At 44.9% G+C, this 20,472-nt stretch carries 18 protein-coding genes; 10 read left to right on the top strand and 8 right to left on the bottom strand.

Annotated elements, in window-relative coordinates:
• Positions 1-60: 60 nt before the first annotated feature.
• Positions 61-1,464 carry a YfcC family protein gene (locus B3G15_RS07640; RefSeq protein WP_290719603.1) on the bottom strand — a complete coding sequence of 468 codons (1,404 nt, stop codon included), beginning with the start codon at positions 1,462-1,464 and terminating at the stop codon, positions 61-63.
• Between the two features lie 228 nt (positions 1,465-1,692).
• Positions 1,693-1,974, bottom strand: coding sequence for a putative quinol monooxygenase (locus tag B3G15_RS07635; protein WP_029342949.1), 282 nt, complete (start codon positions 1,972-1,974; stop codon positions 1,693-1,695).
• 156 nt (positions 1,975-2,130) lie between these two features.
• Here B3G15_RS07635 and B3G15_RS07630 point away from each other — a divergent pair, with 156 nt between their 5' ends.
• The 5 genes from B3G15_RS07630 to B3G15_RS07610 all read left to right on the top strand — a co-directional run bounded on the left by B3G15_RS07630 (position 2,131) and on the right by B3G15_RS07610 (position 8,365).
• Entirely contained in the window at positions 2,131-2,616 is a 486-nt protein-coding gene (locus tag B3G15_RS07630) for a cupin domain-containing protein (protein WP_023469764.1), read from the top strand.
• A gap of 86 nt (positions 2,617-2,702) precedes the next feature.
• Complete coding sequence (locus B3G15_RS07625) at positions 2,703-3,593, top strand: aldo/keto reductase (RefSeq protein ID WP_290719599.1); 891 nt, start codon at positions 2,703-2,705, stop codon at positions 3,591-3,593.
• Between the two features lie 13 nt (positions 3,594-3,606).
• Positions 3,607-4,539 carry an aldo/keto reductase gene (locus B3G15_RS07620; protein ID WP_290719596.1) on the top strand — a complete coding sequence of 311 codons (933 nt, stop codon included), beginning with the start codon at positions 3,607-3,609 and terminating at the stop codon, positions 4,537-4,539.
• 81 nt (positions 4,540-4,620) lie between these two features.
• The gene (locus B3G15_RS07615; RefSeq protein WP_133208492.1) at positions 4,621-5,073 is read left to right on the top strand and encodes an OsmC family protein; all 453 of its coding nucleotides are present in this window, start codon (positions 4,621-4,623) and stop codon (positions 5,071-5,073) included.
• A gap of 127 nt (positions 5,074-5,200) precedes the next feature.
• On the top strand, positions 5,201-8,365 hold the full coding sequence (locus B3G15_RS07610) for a DUF3427 domain-containing protein (RefSeq protein ID WP_290719594.1): 3,165 nt from the start codon (positions 5,201-5,203) through the stop codon (positions 8,363-8,365).
• On the opposite strand, the gene mutT is transcribed toward B3G15_RS07610, so the two are convergent.
• Complete coding sequence (gene mutT, locus B3G15_RS07605; protein WP_058704348.1) at positions 8,340-8,744, bottom strand: 8-oxo-dGTP diphosphatase MutT; 405 nt, start codon at positions 8,742-8,744, stop codon at positions 8,340-8,342. The genes B3G15_RS07610 and mutT overlap by 26 nt on opposite strands.
• A gap of 184 nt (positions 8,745-8,928) precedes the next feature.
• Between mutT and B3G15_RS07600 the strand changes: the two genes are divergently transcribed.
• On the top strand, positions 8,929-10,113 hold the full coding sequence (locus tag B3G15_RS07600) for a class I SAM-dependent rRNA methyltransferase (protein WP_214861129.1): 1,185 nt from the start codon (positions 8,929-8,931) through the stop codon (positions 10,111-10,113).
• A gap of 85 nt (positions 10,114-10,198) precedes the next feature.
• On the opposite strand, the gene B3G15_RS07595 is transcribed toward B3G15_RS07600, so the two are convergent.
• Positions 10,199-11,197 (bottom strand): zinc-binding dehydrogenase, encoded by a 999-nt coding sequence (locus tag B3G15_RS07595; protein ID WP_290719589.1) that lies wholly within the window; start codon positions 11,195-11,197, stop codon positions 10,199-10,201.
• 109 nt (positions 11,198-11,306) lie between these two features.
• On the opposite strand from B3G15_RS07595, the gene pepT reads away from it, so the two are divergent.
• The gene (gene pepT / locus B3G15_RS07590; RefSeq protein WP_290719587.1) at positions 11,307-12,542 is read left to right on the top strand and encodes a peptidase T; all 1,236 of its coding nucleotides are present in this window, start codon (positions 11,307-11,309) and stop codon (positions 12,540-12,542) included.
• 88 nt (positions 12,543-12,630) lie between these two features.
• Here pepT and B3G15_RS07585 read toward each other — a convergent pair whose 3' ends face one another.
• Positions 12,631-13,500 carry a prohibitin family protein gene (locus B3G15_RS07585; RefSeq protein ID WP_290719584.1) on the bottom strand — a complete coding sequence of 290 codons (870 nt, stop codon included), beginning with the start codon at positions 13,498-13,500 and terminating at the stop codon, positions 12,631-12,633.
• 299 nt (positions 13,501-13,799) lie between these two features.
• Between B3G15_RS07585 and B3G15_RS07580 the strand changes: the two genes are divergently transcribed.
• The 3 genes from B3G15_RS07580 to B3G15_RS07570 all read left to right on the top strand — a co-directional run bounded on the left by B3G15_RS07580 (position 13,800) and on the right by B3G15_RS07570 (position 17,863).
• The gene (locus B3G15_RS07580) at positions 13,800-15,422 is read left to right on the top strand and encodes an ABC-F family ATP-binding cassette domain-containing protein (protein ID WP_023469778.1); all 1,623 of its coding nucleotides are present in this window, start codon (positions 13,800-13,802) and stop codon (positions 15,420-15,422) included.
• A 65-nt stretch (positions 15,423-15,487) separates the two neighbouring features.
• Positions 15,488-15,868: an NUDIX domain-containing protein gene (locus tag B3G15_RS07575; RefSeq protein ID WP_290719580.1), complete on the top strand. Its 381-nt coding sequence runs from the start codon at positions 15,488-15,490 to the stop codon at positions 15,866-15,868.
• Positions 15,869-15,982: 114 nt separating this feature from the next.
• Positions 15,983-17,863 carry a PhoX family protein gene (locus B3G15_RS07570; RefSeq protein ID WP_290719577.1) on the top strand — a complete coding sequence of 627 codons (1,881 nt, stop codon included), beginning with the start codon at positions 15,983-15,985 and terminating at the stop codon, positions 17,861-17,863.
• A 39-nt stretch (positions 17,864-17,902) separates the two neighbouring features.
• Here B3G15_RS07570 and B3G15_RS07565 read toward each other — a convergent pair whose 3' ends face one another.
• From B3G15_RS07565 to B3G15_RS07555, 3 genes are all read right to left on the bottom strand, one after another.
• A complete protein-coding gene (locus B3G15_RS07565; protein ID WP_029342963.1) occupies positions 17,903-18,370 on the bottom strand; it encodes a hypothetical protein in 468 nt (155 codons plus the stop codon).
• Positions 18,371-18,447: 77 nt separating this feature from the next.
• The gene (locus B3G15_RS07560) at positions 18,448-19,395 is read right to left on the bottom strand and encodes an ATP-grasp domain-containing protein (protein WP_214858850.1); all 948 of its coding nucleotides are present in this window, start codon (positions 19,393-19,395) and stop codon (positions 18,448-18,450) included.
• Positions 19,392-20,450 (bottom strand): LLM class flavin-dependent oxidoreductase, encoded by a 1,059-nt coding sequence (locus B3G15_RS07555; RefSeq protein WP_290719573.1) that lies wholly within the window; start codon positions 20,448-20,450, stop codon positions 19,392-19,394. The genes B3G15_RS07560 and B3G15_RS07555 overlap by 4 nt, the downstream gene beginning before the upstream one ends.
• Positions 20,451-20,472: the final 22 nt, after the last annotated feature.

Genomic DNA, 20,472 nt, shown 5'->3' with positions numbered 1-20,472 from the left:
TAACGCTTCCCGATTCCTGCAACTGAAAAACCTTCCGGACATCCGTCCGGAAGGTCGACTTCATTGAATACCGAGTGTTACGGCAAGTAGTAGGGCGGCACATGCCAAGGCAATCCAAATCGCAAAGAGTTTCCAGACGAAGCGTAACCATTTCTCATACGGAATGCCTGCAATCGCGAGAAACGCCATCAAATGTGCGCTCGTCGGGAAAATCATGTTCGTCAATCCATCCCCATATTGGAATGCCAAGACAGCCACTTGACGCTCGATTCCTAATAAATCGGACAATGGTGCCATGATGGGCATCGTCGTCGCCGCTTGTCCACTCCCCGATGGAATAAAGAAGTTCGTAATCAATTGCACGGCGTACATCCCGATGACGGCAAAGAACGTCGGCAAATGTCCTACGGCATTCGATAAGCCGTAAATGACCGTATCGATAACACGTCCTTCTTCAAGAATGACGACGATTGCTCGAGCAAATCCAACAATCAAGGCGCCGAACGTCACGGCTTTTGCGCCGTCAATCAAACTCTCGAACGTACCGTTCACACCAAGCGTAACGATTCCCGCAATCATCCCGATGATCAAGAAGGATGCGGTTAATTCTGTCAAATACCAGCCCCACTCAAAGATTCCGATCACATTGAGCGTAATGCCTCCGATTAAAACCAGTAAGACGAAAGCATGACGTTTCGAAAAGCTTGAAATCGTCGTCGCTGCTTCTTCCGAACGACGTTGTTCGAGATCAAAAACAAGACTGCGCGCCGGATCATGTTTGACTTTCCGTGCGTAGTTCATGACATAAAGAATCGTCACCGCTAAAAATACGATATAAACAGCCGTTCGATAACCGAGACCACTAAAGAGCGGTACTTCCGCAATTGATTGAGCGACACCTACCGTAAACGGATTCAACATCCCACCGGCAAAACCAACCGCCGCCCCTAGACTGACGATCGCGGCTCCTGTCATCGCATCATATCCAAGGGCACGCGCTAACATGATCCCAATCGGCACGAAGATGATCGTTTCCTCTGCCATACCAATCGTCGCCCCGGCAATCGAAAAGACGAACATCGTCATCGGAATCATGATGTGCCCTTTTTGACCGAATCGACGGATTAATTGATTGATTCCCGCTTCAATAGCACCGGTTTGACGAATGATACCGAAGACACCACCAACTAAGAAAATGTAAAAAATGATCGCAGCACCCGCTTCCATGCCTTGCGGAATTGCTTCAAATAAACCAAAGAGATTGACAGGCGCAGACTCTACCGCGCGATATGTACCATCGATGACGACAGTCTGTCCGTCTTGCTTTTCACGATCGAATTGTCCTGCTGGAAGTGTATACGTCAAGATGACTGAGATGATGAGAATTGCCATGATGATGGCATATGTATGAGGCATCTTGAAGAATGATCGCTTCGACTCTGGTGCATTCGTTCGTTCATTCATGATAAAAGCCTCCTTTTTGTGTCTTTATAAGAATAATGCCCTAATCAGGGAAAAACTAACAGTTTCAGTGAAATGTCATACGATTGTAAAAGAAAAGTGAAACACGCTTATATGAAATCTGAATTGAAAATGAACGTTCTAAACGGTCACATTGAACGAAAAAAGGAGGATATTCTCGGTCATAAAACCGAGGATATCCTCCTTTTTTATTTCGTTACTCTCTTACATTTATGCTTGGAACGATTGAACGTCTAATGGTTTAGCAAGAGCCGTTTGTGCAAACGCAACGAATTGTCCGAAATGAGCACTCGTGTTGTGTGCTTCGATTGCAGCTTGGTCTTCCCATTTTTCAATCATCATGAAGACATTTTCGTCTTCTGTGCTTTGGAATAAGTCATAGCTGATGTTTCCTGCTTCAGCACGTGATCCTGCAACTAGTGTTTTAGTTGCTTCTAAAAATTCTTCTCGTTTCGCGGGTTGTACTTCTAATTTTGCTTCGATGGCGATCATCGGAAAGCCTCCTTTGTAATTTCGTTAACTTAAGCATCTTAGCACCTCCGAATTCGTTACGCCATAAAGATGCTCGGACGATTGATGATATTTAATTACGGGTAATTACAGATGTAATTATTACTTTGTGCCACACCAGAGAAAGGAGCAACGAAGATGCGCGTTGAGGTATTTTATTTTGAGGATGACGGGCACATTCCGAACAACCCGACATTCCCCGTGTTGATTTATCGGCACGCATTTGCAGAGCCATCACACATCGAACAGACCTTCCATGCACATGACTGGCGTAACAGCTGGGTGGATGGGATTTTTGACTTTCATCATTATCATAGTATCGCTCATGAAGTGATCGGGATTCTTGAAGGGCATGCAACCGTTCAGCTAGGTGGTCCGCTCGGTAAGACCTTCACTTTGACGAGTGGAGATATTCTTTTACTTCCTGCAGGTACGGGACATAAAGCACTTGATACAAGTCGACACTTTCGAGTAATCGGTGCCTATCCGGATGGTCAAGATTACGATACGCTGACAGGTCAAACAAGTGAACGCCCGGAAAATCTTCAACGTATTCGTCAGGTGATGCGCCCAACTCAAGATCCTGTATTCGGTGATCACGGTCCCTTGTTTGAGCATTGGTGACGTCTCCTTCTATTGAAGAAGACGTTTTTGTTCGGAGTTCGCGTGGTAAACCCTACTATTGTCTCTCTACTAAAGGAGGAAGAACGATGAACGCAACAGAAAAGACGTTGATACTTGCTGCATTAAAGCAAAAAACGGTGGCGTTTCCCGATCAGACGCATGTTCGGGCACTCGGACAAGGCACATGGCGGATGGGAGAAGAGTCGGAGAAGCACGAAGCAGAAATCGAAGCACTCCGTGTCGGTCTCGATAGTGGAATGGAACTCATCGATACGGCAGAGATGTACGGAGAAGGTGCTTCTGAAGAATTGATTCGCGACGCAATCGCAGATCGACGAGAGGAAGTCTTTCTCGTCTCGAAAGTGTATCCGCATCACGCTGGCGGAGAAGCATTGAAGCAGGCTTGTTCCAACACACTTGAACGTCTTGGTACCGATTACCTTGATTTGTACCTTCTGCACTGGCGTGGCGACATTCCACTGAAGCAAACCGTCGAAGGACTGGAAGCTTTAAAACAAGAAGGAAAGATTCGCCGTTGGGGTGTGTCTAACTTTGACGTATCAGACATGAAAGAACTGTTGGCACTGCCAAATGGTGATCAATGCGCTGTCAATCAGGTACTCTATCACCTTGGATCACGCGGAATCGAGTATGAACTATTACCGTTACTACGTGAGCATGGTATTCCAGTGATGGCGTATTGCCCACTAGCAGAAGGTGGTTCATTACGCGATCAACTTCTGAATCATCCGAGTGTCGAAGAACTCGCTGAGACACACGGTGTGGATCCGGCACAAATTCTACTCGCATGGGCGATTCGTGAAGGTGACGTCATCGCTATTCCTAAAGCCGGACAAGCACATCATGTCGAAGCCAATGGTCGCGCTGCGCTTCTGAATTTAACAGAGGAAGAGCTCGCTGCACTTGATCAAGCGTTCCCAGCACCAACGAAAAAAGAACCACTCGATATCGTTTAAGGAGGTCATTTTCATGACAAAACATGTTCAACTCGGTCAATCTAACTTATTCGTTCACCCCATCGGTCTCGGTACGAATGCTGTCGGTGGACACAACTTGTATCCGAATCTCGATGAGCAAGCCGGACGCGATCTCGTTCGTGTCGCTTTGAAGCAAGGAATCAATTTCCTCGATACAGCTTTCATCTACGGACCAGAACGTTCGGAGGAACTCGTCGGTGAGGTCTGGAAAGACACAGTCGCTCGAGAAGATGTCGTTCTCGCGACGAAAGGTGCGCATCAGTTCGTTGACGGAAACGTCGTCATGAACAATTCACCAGACTTTCTCCGTCAATCGGTCGAAGAGAGTTTAAAACGCCTTCAGACAGACTATATCGATTTGTATTACATTCATTTTCCGGATGAATCGACACCAAAGGATGAAGCAGTCGCAGCACTCGCAGAACTGAAGAAAGAAGGAAAGATTCGCGCAATCGGTGTCTCGAACTTTTCGCTTGAACAACTGAAGGAAGCGAATAAAGACGGACATGTCGACGTCTATCAAGGGGAATACAACCTATTCAAACGGGATGCGGAAAAAGAGTTACTCCCGTATATCGTTGAGAACGGTATGTCGTTCGTCCCGTACTTCCCACTCGCTGCTGGATTATTGGCAGGGAAATATACAAAAGAGATGACGTTTGATGATTTACGAAAAAACGATCCTTTGTTCCAAAAAGATGTCTTCGAGGAAAACCTCGCAAAAGTCGATCAACTGCGTCCGATCGCAGAAGCACATGATGCGGAAGTCGCACACGTTGTACTCGCGTGGTATTTGGCACAGGACGGTATCGATGCCATCATCCCTGGTGCGAAACGACCGGATCAGGTGACGGATACGTTGCGTACGTTAGATGTTCAGTTGTCACAAGAGGATATCGAAAAAATCGACCAAATTTTTAGCTGATCGTTCTCTTCTAATTGAACATGAGCAGAATAGGCGAAAAATCATGCTGAACTTCGTATGATGGAGGCATGGAGGCGATTGATCATGAAGCACCACTTTCATTTAACCGCAGACTGGCCGGGCAATCGCAATGATGTTGGTCAGATCGAGACGGGTGAACTAAAAACAAAAATCTCAATTCCGGACGCCATGGATGGTCCAGGGGTTGGTACGAATCCAGACGAGATGTTACTGGGGGCAGCTGCTACGTGCTATATCATCACGCTTGCCGCGATGCTTGAGCGTAGTCACATTCCAAAAGTCTCGTTAACGATGGAATCTGAAGGCATCGTCGATGTCACGAACGGTGTCTTCACATACGACGCGATCATTCATCGTCCGAAACTCTTATTGCCATCTGATCTGTCGGATCGTGATGTGGAGAAGGCACAACGTCTTGCTGAAAAAGCGGAAGGTTCGTGTATGATTACGCGAGCATTGGCTGGTAATGTCAAAGTATCGCTTGAGGCTGTTGTGGAGCGAATCTCAAATTAATAAACAAAAATCATCGTTTAACTTTTTAGTTAAACGATGATTTTTTTACTTTATTTATCTATTTATTGGTATATTATTGATGATTTGCTCATTATAAATACCATTTACTATCATTCGGAGGATAACCATGTCTTATTATGAAACACTACGTTCTTCAACTGAAACTAACTCACAATCTGATACAACAAGTGTCTCTGTACCAGCACATGACTACACAACAGAATTACTTACACACCTTAATCAAGTACTATATCAATCTTTAGACCATTTACAAAAACAAGATAAACCTGATCAAATGGTTGAAACGGTCAATGAATGGCTCCTTCATTTAAATCAACCTCCGATCGACTCGCCGCTTCATCGTGAACTCACTACTAGCACAACTCATGCTTTACCTACACAATATAAAAATTCTTTGCGTGCTTGGGAACTCATTGCTCCTGGCCAACTCGAACAAGAACAGTTATTGCATCATATCAATCAAGAATTATGGACAGCATCTGCTGCTGATTGGATGGTGAGTTTTACACGACATTCTGGAATCCAAACGCTTGTACCAGCTTTAAAAGAAGCAGAAGCTCAAAACAAACCAATTCGCATTTTGACTTCATTTTATATGAATATTACAGAAGCGAAGGCTATCCGGCATTTGATGGAATTCAGCAATATCGAAGTAAAAATTTATGAACCGATTAAAAAAAATCATGCGTTTCATCCGAAAGCCTATTTATTTTCACGTCCTGATCAGTTGGATAGTGCTATTGTTGGATCTTCTAATTTATCAAAATCAGCTTTAACGTACGGCATGGAATGGAATATTCGTATACCTTCTACACCCGTCACAACATTAGTCACTCAAGCAAAAAACTTGTTTGAACAGCTTTGGAACAGCCACGAAGCGACTATATGTACAGAAGAATTATTAGTTCAATACGAACAGTACCAACAAGAAACACCACCTATAAGATCATTTTCTATCCGCGATACAGTTGCCGAACCCGCTGTCGATTACACCGTTATTGAACCAAACCTCATGCAGATTCCAGCTTTAGAAGAACTGAATCGTTTGCGCGAGCGAAAAGAAAAAAAAGCAATGGTCATTGCGGCAACAGGAACGGGGAAAACGTACTTAGCAGCATTTGATGTCCGTCAAGCTCAGGCTAAAAAAGTATTATTTGTTGCACATCGTGGAAAGTTACTATCACAAGCTGAGCATACATTTAGGCAAGTTTTTTCAAATGAAAGTTATACATTTGGTAGATATTCAGGATCACAACAAATTCAAGATGCACAATTTACTTTCGCTACCGTTCAAACACTCTCAAAAGAGGTTCATCTTAATCAATTTTTAAAGGATACGTTTGACTACATCATCATTGATGAATTCCATCATGCTTCATCTGCTTCTTACCAAAACATTCTTAACTATTTTAAGCCCCAATTTTTGCTTGGCGTAACGGCAACACCAGAACGAATGGATGGTCAAAATATCTTTCAGCTTGTTGACTATAATGTTGCTTACGAAGTACGTCTGTATGATGCCTTAGCACAAGATTTACTTTCACCATTCCATTATTTTGGGATTCAAGATGATGAATCGATTGATTATTCTCTTATTCCTCAACAAAACGGATTTTATGTAGAACAAGATCTTGTTGTTGCACTCGAACGATCAACACGAACAGATTATATTGTTGAAATGATTCGTAAATTTGGGTTCAGTGGTAATCAGGCTGTTGGACTAGGATTCTGCGTCAATATTAATCATGCAGAGTTTATGGAGCAGGAATTTAAACGACATCAGATTGAAGCAATGGCTGTTACAAGTAAACAGTCCGAAGATGAACGCGAAGAGGCCATTCGCCGACTAGAGGACGATCAAGATCCACTGCAATATATTTTTACAGTTGACTTGTTTAACGAAGGCGTCGATATTCCAAAAGTCAATCTAATGCTATTTTTACGTCCAACGGAGTCTCCTACTATTTTTATTCAACAATTGGGGAGAGGCTTACGTAAACATAGCTCAAAAGAATTTGTTACGATTTTAGATTTTATCGGAAATAGCCAAAAGGCTTTTGTTGCACCGCTTGTGTTGTCTGGTCAACAATCGTTTCATTCTATTGATCGTTATAAAATTGCTACTGCTGTAAAACAGCATTTTCCGATTTTACCGGAAGGATCTTTAGCCATTCTAGATTCAATTACAGAAAGATTTATTATTGAACAAATGAAAAAAATAGAGTTTTCAGCTAGCAAACAGCTCCGTGAAAGTTATCAAAGGCTGACACGCATGATCGGAAATCCTCCGAGTTTAAATGATTTAGTTACGCATAAAGACGCACCAGCTATTGAAAGTATTGTTCAGCAATGGAGAAGTACATTACGTCTTAAACAACTTGAAAAACATGCTACCGACGAAGAACTACGTTTATTGCTCGATGACACTACACGCAAAATTGTGGAACAGCTCGAAGGACTATTCCCAATTCGTGAGCCCTTCAGCTTACTGATTTTAAAACATTTACTGCATCATCCTTCTGCTTCAGTTCAAGATATTGAACAAGAAGTTTTCAAAGAATTCGCCTTATCGACGAATCACTCTTTCTCAAAGCGACCTATTATTCATCATCTTTTTAAACGCTGGTCTACTGCGTTTAAAAATGATCGTATTCAATTGCTAGATGCTGTATCAAAAGAGCGCTATCGCTTTTCAAATACAGTCGGCCAAGCACTTCAACAATCAACTGAATTACGTTCATATATGATACATTTTATCCAAGCAGGTCTACTTGCATTTCATCAACTACCAGATCGAATCAACTGGTTGATCGAAGACCAGGCGTTTCTATTACATCAAACATACAATCGTTCTGTTATCCAACGTCTTCTTTGTTCACCAAGTCAGGAAGGTTCTTGGCGTGAAGGCGTAGCTCAAGCTGGTGACGACTACATTTTATTCGTGAATTTACACAAAGATGAAGCCATTGATGAGCAACTAAAATATAACGATTATTTCTTAGATCAATATCGTTTCCACTGGCAGTCTCAAAGTAATGCAACTGCTACAGGTAAAGCGGGTACTTTATATCAAAACCATGAGAGCGAAGGAATTCGTATTCATTTGTTTATGCGTAAAGCAGATAAAGAACAAGGAAAAACGCTACCGTTCACATACTTTGGCCAGTTAAAGCATCTTCAAAGTACAGGTTCTAAACCGATTAGTGTGACTTGGTCACTTCATTCTCCACTATCAATTGAACTGTTTAAGGAGTGGCAAACTCTTTCTTAATGTACTCAACTGCAGGAATATCAGCAGGAGCCCATTCAAGCTGATCAAGGTCTGAAACAGATACCCAGCGAAGCTCTGCATGTTCTACGGCAATCGGTTCTCCTGTTACGATTTCAGCTTCAAACGTATGCAATGTAACAATAATAGCATCGTACTCGTACGTCGTTTTTTCAATTGGTTGTTTGACCTTAATATTACATTTTAATTCTTCATTGATCTCGCGAACTAAAGACTGTGAAGGCGTTTCATGTAGCTCAATTTTCCCACCAGGAAACTCCCATAAGTTGGGCAATGACATTTGGCTACTACGAAGTGCACACAATATTTCATTATGATCGTTGCGAATGACAGCCCCTACGACTTGAACATGTTTTTTCATTTTTTATGTTTCACTCCAAATCATTATAGATTTTTCAGTTCTCTGCCTATCATAACAAAAACCGTTATTCCTTTGACTTATGCAAAGAATAGCGGTTTTATTATATCCAGTTATCCACATGTGGATAACCCCATTTATGGTATACTTATGGCACTTATCCACAAGTAGAAATGAGGAAACTAACATGTCTCGTGAACTTTATCCGATTGTCGTCAAACCAAAATGGATTGAATCGATTCGAAGCGGGTATCCCGCCTTACGCAAGGAAATGTTCGAAGCTTTGCACCATGTCAAAGAGGCAGGCGGACTGCTTCATCTGATGACAGAACATAAAGAATACCTCGCGACCGGTTATTTTGGCAAGCAGGAAAAAGGTGTCGGTTGGACTCTCTCAATGGACGAGCAAGAAGCGATTGATGTCGCCTTCTTCAAACAACTTTTTGAAAAAGCTTTAGACAAACGAAATGAATTTTTTGAAGAGTATTCAGAAGCCTTCCGTATCTTTAACGGTGCAGGAGATGGTATTGGTGGTTTGACGATTGACTGTTATGATCATCATTACCTCATTACATTCGAAAATGAAGGCATCTATACATTCCGCCCACTGATTCTTGAAGCTCTTGAATCACTACTGAATTATAGAAGCATCTATGAAAAACGAGACTTCCTCGTCGATCTTCAACCGGTCAAAGGCGACGACTTTTTGAAGGGCGAACGAGGCGATTTTCCTGAAGTCGCACAAGAATATGGCGTGTTGTATGAATATGACTTGGATGCTGGTATGCGGACTGGTTTTGACATTGCCCAACGTGAACTTCGCCGAATCCTTCTCGATTCCGTCGAACGAAAGACCGTACTTAACCTCTTTTCCGATACAGGAACGTTAACGGTAGCTGCCCTTTATGGTGAAGCTGCTCGAACGACAAGCGTTGATTTCTCGACACGTAGTCGAAATAAGACAAAAGATAATCTAATGTTGAACAGTTTTACTCCCGAAAAACAGAAGATTTTAGTTCAGGATGCGTTCGACTACATCGAACAAGCGGATAAGAAGACTCGTTTTGACGTCGTCTTGTTCCATCCACCCGTACAAGTCAATACACGGACACGTCAGTTTCGGACGGAACAGGATCTCGCCCTTTGGATCCAAAAAGTCATTCATCTGACGAATCGTGGAGGACTGCTTGCGATTACGACAGATAGTCCTGCTCTTGATGCATCACAATTGAAAAAAGCTGTCGAGCAAGCATTCAACAAGTTGCGTCAAAAATTCGAAGTCGTGTGGGAGCAACCGGAGCAGAAAGATTTCCCGACTCCTCCTTCCATGCCACAACTCGCTCCAAAAAGCATTCTTGTTCGCCGTAAATGATCTGTTATCTAAAAAATCCGCTACCGAATTTTTCAATAGCGGATTTTTTTATATTTTTAACAGGAAATGTAAAATGAATGGAGAATCATTTTTTAGGGGTTGGATATACACTCACTTTACCAAAGTGTGATGTTTGATCAAATCGTTGATAGAGATCGTTTAATGCATCGCGTTCATAAGGAATCTGCTCTTCAATCCGAATCTCGAGGACACCCTCTTCCACTAAATGAACGAGTTCTGATAAGTGACGTTGCTGTTGTTTCATCTCATCTACTTTTCCTTTCAGCAACGGAAGCGCGACGAACACAGCTTCAAGTGACAAAGCTTTACTATGCATCATCGTTAAATCTTGTGTCGTCCGTGTCGCGATCGAAATGATGCGTCCCCGTTCTTTAGCGAGTATGAACGATTCTTGTAAATGGTCACCACCCACTGTATCAATGATGACGTCGAATCCGTCCAGATCCAGTCGGTTTAGCAACGCTTCAGCTGATTCTTCCTTGTACCGATGAACGCGGATCCCTTTTGCTTCTAGCCAAGCTGCCTTCTCGTCAGAAGAGGCGCTCGCTGTGACGTCACATCCATAATGACGAGCAAGTTGTACGGTAAGATGTCCTACTCCACCCGTTCCACCTGCTACATAAACACGGATTCCTGGGGTAATCGCGATTCGCTCTTTTAAAATTTCCATCGCCGTCAACCCAATCACCGGTAAACAACCAGCAACCTCAGCCGAGACCCCTTCCGGTCGTAAGACTGCCATCTGTTCAGGTACAAGCATTTCTTCCGCTAGCGCACCGGCACGTGTTCCAAGTCCGCCACCGAATGCGACGATGCGATCGCCGATAGAAAAAGACGTCACACCCTCGCCGATTTCAATGACTTTCCCCGTTACATCGCCCTGGAGAATTCCAGTCGTCGAAGCCGCCGCCACATGTCCGAAGAACATCTTCGTATCAAGTGGATTGATGCTCGACCCCTCGATTTGAACCCGTAATTCGTGTTTCCCCGCTTTTTCAGGTGTGACGTCTTTTTCTGTCAGTGATGCGTCTTTTCCATACTGATCGACTACGAATGCTCTCATGAAGAATTCCCCCTTTTTCATTATTAGTCTATCATGATTCAGAATTCTCTCACATTAGTCGTTCATGCTATGATGAAGGTATCTTATGACGAGAAGGGACGTTTTTGATTTGAAACAAGAATTGATTGATCGTCTAACTACATACGTGAAAGTCGATACACAGTCGAACTATGAGAGTACAACTGTTCCAACAACTGAAGGGCAATGGACACTGGCTCGTTTGCTCGTAGAAGAATTAAAGACAATTGGCATGGAAGAGGTCACGGTCGATGACAATGGTTATGTCATGGCGACGTTACCCGCTAATACAGATGCAGACATTCCGACAATTGGTTTCCTTGCTCACCTGGATACGGCAACGGACTTTACAGGTACGAATGTCCGTCCGCAACTCGTGGAAGCATATGACGGAAATCCAATCACGTTAAGTGAAGTACCGTCCGTCATCCTGTCTCCAACTGATTTTCCGGCACTACACAACTATGTTGGTCATACCTTAATGACAACGGATGGTACGACATTACTCGGTGCCGATAATAAAGCTGGAATCGCAGAAATCATGACAGCAATGCATCATCTGATTTCACATCCAGAAATCAAGCATGGTCGCATTCGTGTTGCCTTCACACCAGACGAAGAAATCGGTCGTGGACCACATCACTTCAATGTCGAAGCATTCGATGCCACGTATGCTTATACGGTCGACGGCGGTCCGCTGGGTGAACTCGAATACGAAAGTTTTAATGCGGCTGCGGCCAAAATCGTCTTCCATGGAACGAATGTCCATCCAGGAACAGCAAAAGATAAAATGGTCAATTCGCAGAAACATGCGATGGCGTTCCACGATCGTCTTCCTGGAGAAGAGTCTCCTGAATTCACGGATGGTTTCGAAGGCTTCTTCCACTTAATTTCGTTTGACGGTTCTGTCGAAAAAACGACACTCGACTATATCATTCGTGATTTTGATCGTGAGGCGTTCGAAGGACGGAAACACTTCTTATCTGCCCTCGTCGATGAGTGGAACAAAAAGTATGGCGCAGGTAGTGTGGAAATCGATTTACACGATCAGTACTACAACATGCGCGAAAAAATCGAACCCCACATGCACATCATTGATATCGCTCATGCAGCGATGGAGTCGCTTGACATCACACCGATCATTAAGCCGATCCGTGGTGGAACGGATGGATCACAACTTTCATACATGGGTCTTCCGACACCGAACATCTTTACCGGTGGCGAGAACTATCATGGCAAGTTCGAGTTCATCTCTGTGGATAACATGGTGAAAGCAACACAAGTCATTATTGCAATCGCTCAAGGTTTTGAACAAGCTTCGCACTAATCAAAAAGCAGATTCTCAGCGCTGAGAATCTGCTTTTTTCACGTCTACCGTTGTGGTCTTTAAGCGGTTTATCTTAGACATATTTCAATTAGTTTTTTTCTTGTGTCGTACCGTCAGGAATCGGTAGTTGAACCATACTCCCTGATCCACTGACGAGTGGTGATTTCCCGTCCCACTTCTTGACAGCTTCGTATTGAATCATTTCTTTCGTCAACGTCTTCTGTAATTCTTTTTGTGCTTTTGCCAACCCTTGAGCTTCGATCAAACGCGCATCGGCTGCTCCTTTTGCTTCTACGCGAAGACGTTCTGCCTCTGCTTTAGCGATTTCAAGATCCGTTTTCTTTTTATCGAGTTCCTGCGACGCTTTGACACGCGCATCGATTGCTTCCTGTGTCTTTTCATCTGGTTTCGGCGCACCGAGTGCGACATCTTCGATGATGAAACCGATATTCTTGACGTCTTCCGCAAACTGCGTCTGAATGCTCGTCGAGACATTCCCTGATTTTTCACCGAACAGTTCAAGGACGGTGACTTTTGAGATTTGCTCACGCGATGCATCATAGAGACGTTGTTTCAGGTAACCTTTTGCGATCTCATCGATTTCGATCGGTCCGAACTTGTTGAAGACTTTCGTCACCTTATCCGGTGAGACGGAGAAGCTGTATGTAAAGTCAACGACGATGTTCTTTCCATCCTTGGTTGCAAGTGTCATGTTCTCAAGCGCTTTTGTCTGTGTCCGAATCGGATACTCCGTCACCCGTGTGATCGGTGAAACGACATGCCAACCTTGCGATAACGTCTCATCTTTGACACCGCTTGATGGTGTATAGACGACACCAACTTGTCCAGGTTCGATTTGTTCAACGATGAACGGCGTTATTGCAAGCAACGCTAGTACGAGCACACCAGCGATGATCATCGATGGGCGAATTTTTTTCTTCGGTTTGATTTCTCTCATTCTGAATCTCCTTTATCAATCTTTTCTTGGATATAGCGATAGAGTTCCATGCCAAGCAAAACGATGAGGGCGAAAAACAATAACGTGAAAAAGATGGCCATCTAACCCCTCCTCTAGCGAATTCCTTACTTTCTTCTACGTATCTATCTGGAAAATGTTTCATTTTTTTAAATGTCTGGTTGCTTATTTTTAATTTCTGTCCTAATATGGAAGGAACTTTGCCTGCTCTACGACAGATCACGATTTGTGGTACACTCGAGTGAGCACATCACTTACTAGAAACGAGGGTTCATCTCTATATGATTACAGTACAAAACGTCGGTCTTCGCTTTGCAGACCGAAAATTATTCGAAGACGTCAACATCAAGTTCACACCAGGTAACTGTTACGGTCTGATTGGTGCAAACGGTGCCGGTAAATCGACATTCCTGAAAATTCTCGCTGGTGACATCGAAGCACAACAAGGCGATGTCATCATCACACCAGGCGAACGTTTAGGCGTTCTCCGTCAGAACCATTACGAATACGAAGAATTCCAAGTCATCGAAACGGTCATGATGGGACACAAACGTCTCTATGAAGTCATGAAAGAAAAAGATGCGATCTATATGAAAGAAGATTTCTCGGACGAAGACGGCATGCGCGCTGCTGAACTCGAAGGTGAATTCGCTGAGATGAACGGTTGGGAAGCAGAGTCGGAAGCCGCAATGCTTCTTCAAGGACTCGGTATCAAGGAAGACCTTCACTCGAAAACGATGGCTGAGCTGACAGGATCGGAAAAGGTCAAAGTCTTGCTTGCACAAGCGTTGTTCGGCAAACCAGACATTCTCTTACTCGATGAGCCGACGAACGGACTTGATTTGAAAGCCGTCAAATGGCTCGAAGAATTCTTGATCGGATTCGAGAACACGGTCATCGTCATTTCCCACGACCGTCACTTCTTGAACAACGTCTGTACGCACATGGCGGATCTCGATTACGGTAAGATTCAACTTTATATCGGAAACTACGATTTCTGGTACGAGTCAAGTCAGCTTGCTTCGCGTATGGCAAGTGACCAAAACAAGAAAAAAGAAGAGAAAATCAAAGAACTTCAAGCCTTCATCGCGCGTTTCAGTTCAAACGCTTCGAAAGCGAAACAAGCGACGTCGCGGAAGAAATTGCTTGATAAAATCACACTCGACGACATTCGTCCATCGTCACGCCGTTATCCGTTCGTCGGTTTCACACCGGAACGTGAAATCGGAAATGACCTCTTGATGGTCGACGGCATCTCGAAGACGATCGATGGCGTCAAAGTCCTTGATAACGTCCGCTTCTCGTTGAACAAGACGGATAAAGTCGCGTTCATCAGTCAGAGCGATATCGCAATCACGACTCTCTTCAAGATCCTTATGGGTGAGATGGAACCGGATAGCGGTACGTTCAAATGGGGCGTCACGACTTCGCAGTCGTACTTGCCAAAAGATAACTCGGAATTCTTCGAAGGCTCGGATAAGACGATCCTCGATTGGCTCCGTCAGTATTCACCGGCAGACGAGAGCGATACGTTCCTCCGTGGATTCCTCGGACGGATGCTCTTCTCAGGAGAAGAAGTCATGAAAAAAGCATCTGTCTTATCTGGGGGCGAAAAAGTCCGTTGTATGCTTTCAAAAGCAATGCTCAGCGGTGCTAACGTCCTCGTACTCGACGATCCAACGAACCACTTGGATCTCGAATCAATCACAGCACTCAACGATGGCTTGATCGCTTATAAAGGCGCAATGCTCTTCAGTTCGCATGACCATCAGTTCGTCGAAACAATCGCGAACCGGATCATCGAGTTGACGCCAAACGGTATCGTCGATAAAGAAACGACATACGATGAGTACTTGAACAATGATACGATCCAACAGCAATTAACAGCGTTATACGCACAATGATTTTGAAAGAGACCGGAACTGTCGTTTCGGTCTCTTTTTTGAACACATTAAAGGAGGAATGCGATATGCGGCATCGGGTATGCGCTGCGCTGATCGAAGACAAACAGATCCTAATGGTCGAGTTACACACGCCTTCCCGGACATTTTGGACGTTACCGGGCGGAGGTGTCGAGAATGGTGAAACAAAAGAACAAGCTATCGTGCGCGAAGTATTAGAAGAGACGCATCTTCACGTCACGGTCGAACATCAACTCTATGACATCTCGATCAATCAAGGAACGGAGACATGTTTTCTCGTCCGGCGTGTCGCGAATAGTTCCGCACCTCGACTCGGGATTGATCCCGAACTACCACTTGATCAACAGGAATTACGAACCGTCTGTTTCCGACCACTAAAGGACCTTCAAGATGATCCACAGATTGCTCGTTTGCTGACCTTACTGTAAAGGAAACATTAACTAACTGAGATATAACTGACCAGGTTTCTTTACACCCTCTACATAATCGACTGATTAAATGAAAATGTAGCAACAACACAAACTCATTTGGGGGAAACAAAAATGAAACGAACACTCATGGTTGGTCTATCAGCAGCGGTCTTGTCATCAAGTATGGTCCCGATGTTCGCGGATGCCCATAGCTCTTCTCATACAACACGCAACATCAAGAAGGTCGAATTCTTGTCGATGGATGCACCTACAAAAATCGATCAGATGGTAAAAACTTATACAGAAGCAAAAGTCAAAGTCACCTATACGAACGGCAAAACGGAAGTGAAGCCGTTGAACTATAATCAATTATTCCTGTCGCAAGATAAAATCGTCGAAAACAAAGGCGAGATGATTGCAGCAGGTACACCGATCGATGCTAAAGGAAATCCGATCATCGACCGCAGTGTACCGGACAAACCGGAAGCCTTCGTCTCAGATGCACCAGACTCGAATAGTCTGCTTGAAGTGCACGGAAAAAAATACATGGTCTCTCACTTCGAGTATGACTCGATCGACAATGCTGGTAATGAAGTCAAGGGACTTCCAGCATCGATGACATTAACGGAAGTCGTACAAGATAAAAAGACAGGAAAACTTGCCGTTAAAAAAGCCAGCAAGATTGATTTTGAGAACGTCAATGGACTCTGGACACCATGTAACGGTTCGACGACACCATGGGGAACGCACCTTGGGTCAGAGGAATATGAACCAGATGCTCGTGCGTTTGAGTCAGACAAAACGTCAGCTGCTTATAAAGAAGTAAATGCCTTCGCTGAGCGCTATTTCGGAACGACCGAAAAAGCGAATCCTTACTTCTACGGGTATACGCCTGAAATCTCGGTCGACCGGAAAGGAAAAGCGACAGCAGTGAAACACTACAGCACAGGTCGTTTCTCGCACGAGATGATGCAGATTCTACCGGATCAAAAGACCGCGATCTTTGGTGACGACGGCAATAACACAATGATGTTCATGTATGTCGCAGATAAAAAGCGCGATTTCTCAAAAGGAACACTTTACGCGGCTAAGTTCAAACAAACACGCGCAACGGAAGGCGGAGCTGGTGATCTCGAATGGATCAAGCTCGGTCATGCTTCCGATAAAGAAGTCAAACGCTTGATTGATAAAGGAACGAAGTTCAGCCACATCTTCGAGACAGCCGATGCGCCAACTCCTGGCTTCAAAGCAGTCAAAACAGCTGCTAGCAAAAAAGTCGAATACTTGAAGCTCAAGCCTGGTAAGGAAAAAGAAGCGGCCTTCCTTGAATCACGTCGTTATGGTGCGTTGCTTGGCGCAACATCAGAATTCAACAAGATGGAAGGCATCACGGTCAACGAGCAAGACAAAAAAGCCTACATCGCCTTGTCTTATGTGTCAGGCAGTACCGAAAAACAAGAAGGTGCTGTCCAAGACGACATCCAGCTTGAAAAACGCGAATCGGGTGCGACATTCGAAATCGATCTTGGTCGTGCAAAAGGCATCGACAGCCGTTACGTACCAACGAATATGCAAGCACTCGTCATTGGTGAAGATTTGAAGAAGCCGGATGCTTACGGCAACACAGCGAATCCGGATCTCGTCGCGAATCCAGATAACCTTGCTTACTCCGCGACATCTGATACGCTCTTCATCGGTGAAGACAGCTCCTTGCACACGAACAATTTCGTTTGGACTTATAACCTGAAGACGAAAAAGTTATCACGTATCCTTTCGGTTCCAGTCGGAGCGGAAGCAACTGGCCTTCGTTCACTCGATCATGTTGGGAAGTATAGCTACCTCCTAAGTAACTTTCAACATCCGGGTGAGTCATTGACTGACAAACAAATCACCGCCGTTGATCCAAAGGCGCTTGAAAAAGCGATGAAAGACGGCATCGGTATTCAAAAAACGGGTGGTGTCGGCTACCTCTCTGGGTTACCGAGCGGTCACAAATCATATACGCATCGATAAGATGCTAAAACGGATTCCCAGGCACAGGAATCCGTTTTTTCATGCGTTATTCTTCTTTTGTTTCGCCGCTTCTTCTTCGACACGTTGCAACAGCCCATGAACGATTTTCTCATTCTCTCGCTCTCCTCCAAGCGACAACAGACTCTTTCCAACAAAATTGGCTCCTTCGTTCTTCCCTGTATAAATCAACAGACATCGATCAGGTCCGAGTGGTTTGAGCGTAAACGTCATCTCGATCTTGAATATTTTAGCCAATGTGAATCCAATCGTATTTTGCTTGAAGTCAGGCTCGTTCGTATAGGCTAAATCGGTCACGATATAGGTTTCAAGTCGATTACCCTGCATGTATGTTTGACGATACGTCGAACCGACGACACCCGGTTTTCGTTCAATCACCTCATGCTGGACGACGTTCGGAATCAAACGTTGCAGTCGCGTGTGATCAAACAAGTGCCATGCTTCCTCGATCGGAATATCAAGCTGTCGTTCTTCTCTCCACGTAATCATACACCTGCCCCCTTTTTTAATAGAAATACCCCGTCATCCGGTCTTGTAACGTCCGGTGACAGGGCGAGAGCAGATTCTTATTTTACTGTGCTTGTTTCAAGGGCTGCACCGAGGAACTTCGCTAGTTCAAGCATGCCGTAGCGTCCTGCAGCTGCTTCAGCGTCTGAGTTATAGTTCGTATTCGTATTGACGTCATACGTATAGATCGTACCTGACGCATCCTTAATGAACTCGATGCCTGCGACCGCGATTTGGTTCGCTTGGAGGAACGCTTCATACTTTTGGATGATCGGGTCATTGAAACCTTCAACGATTTGGAACTTCATCGGCGTTTGCGGTGCTTCTTCTCCGACTGGGCAGAACAAGTCGTCGATCACACATGCATCTGCTGGGCAAAGCTCAAAACCTTCTGACGTATCGACTCGAACCGCGTAGACAAACTTTCCACCCACGAACTCACAACGCGTGATGTACGGTTCTGGTGCTTGAATATACTCTTGAATCAACGTGATGCCATCGACTGGTTCGTCGAATGTCGGACCATCGAGATAAGCTTCAAGTGCTTCAATCGAATGGAATAACTGGACGCCGAGACCTTTCCCTGCACGGTTGTGTTTCGTGATGAATGACGAAACACCGATCTCTTTTGCTGCTTGCACGATTTGATCACGTCCGACGGCAGCCGTCGTCTTCGGTACACGAATCCCAGCCTTACGCAACGCCGTATATTGATTGACTTTGCTGACTTCAAGACGGAGCGCACGCGTTCCGTTAAAGACGGTCCGGTCATGCTCTTCTAACCAAGCGAGGACCCCTTCCGTCAACTCCGGCGCGTAACGATGTCCCCGCGTATGCGAAGAAGCACTCATCCGGCTGTAAAAGACGCCTTCTGGCGGCAGTTCATCCAGCGGAACGATTCCTTCATTCAAGTGCCACTGTTCATACGGTAATTCGAGTTCTTCGAGACGTTTGATGAGATGGTCCGTCCATTCTTGGTTTTCGTGGAGAATATGAATTTTTGTCATGATTGTTGACCTACCTTTCGTTTCGCTTCGACCAGTGGCATTACGTCACGAGCAAAGCGTTCCATTTCTTCAAGTTGTGGTGAGAATTGTAACAAAAGTAACGTGACACCGACGGCTTCGAACGCTAGAATCCGTTCAGCGATTTGTTCTGATGTCCCGATTAAATTCGGACGTAGACCACGGTTCGAGACAGAATAATCGTTCCGCTCGACCTGTTGCTCCAGTTGCGATTTACTAATGAAATCCTGATAACCGGCATAACCGGCGCTGTCTTCCTTGACGTCCGTGATCCGTTGCCATTCAAGAAGTGCTTCTTCTTCAGTATCCCGACAAATGATGTAGGCAGCAAGACCGAAGCTTTCGAGCGGCTTTTGTCCCGTCGCTTCCCGGCGTACTTTCATATCGTCGATTTTATGGGCTACTTCTTCAACAGTGCCCCCGTGCATGACATAAGCGTCACAGTGTTCGACGATCGTTCGCTTTCCAGCTTCACTCTCTCCACCAGCGTAGAGCTTGATCCCCGGACGCTGGACTGGCTTCGGATGGAGTTCTGCTTGCTCGATCGTGTAGTGATGACCGGAGAAGCTATACGGTGACGCATCTGCCCATAGTCCCTTCATGACCGTGACGAACTCTTCCGTCCGAGCATAGCGTTCATCGTGCGCTGTGAAGATACCGTTGTATTGTTTCGCTTCCTCTGCCCACCACGCTGAGACGACGTTGAGCGTAAAGCGTCCACCACTCAACTGATCGATGTTTGCCGCCATCTTCGCCGTCGTCGCTGGATTATGGAACCCGGGACGAACCGCTGTCATGATCTCAAGGCGTTCTGTCGTTGCAGCAATCGCTGCTGCCGTCGTCCATGCCTCAAGACTCGGTTCCTTGATGCCTTTGATATCATTCAAGTTCAATTCCGCAATCAACGTCGTCGAGAAGCCGATTCGTTCTGCTGTTTGTGCGACTTTTTTCGCATAATCGAAGGTCGGTGGCATCTGTTCATCCTCGACGTTACGTAACCATCCCCCAAAAATCGGTAACCAAAAACCATACTCCACTCCATCGTCCCCCTTATCATAA

This window comes from Exiguobacterium sp. UBA1053 (genome assembly GCF_002316465.1).
Taxonomy (GTDB): Bacteria; Bacillota; Bacilli; order Exiguobacteriales; family Exiguobacteriaceae; genus Exiguobacterium_A; species Exiguobacterium_A abrahamii.
Note: the sequence above shows the minus strand (reverse complement) of the source record. Positions and strands in the feature narration are given on the sequence as shown.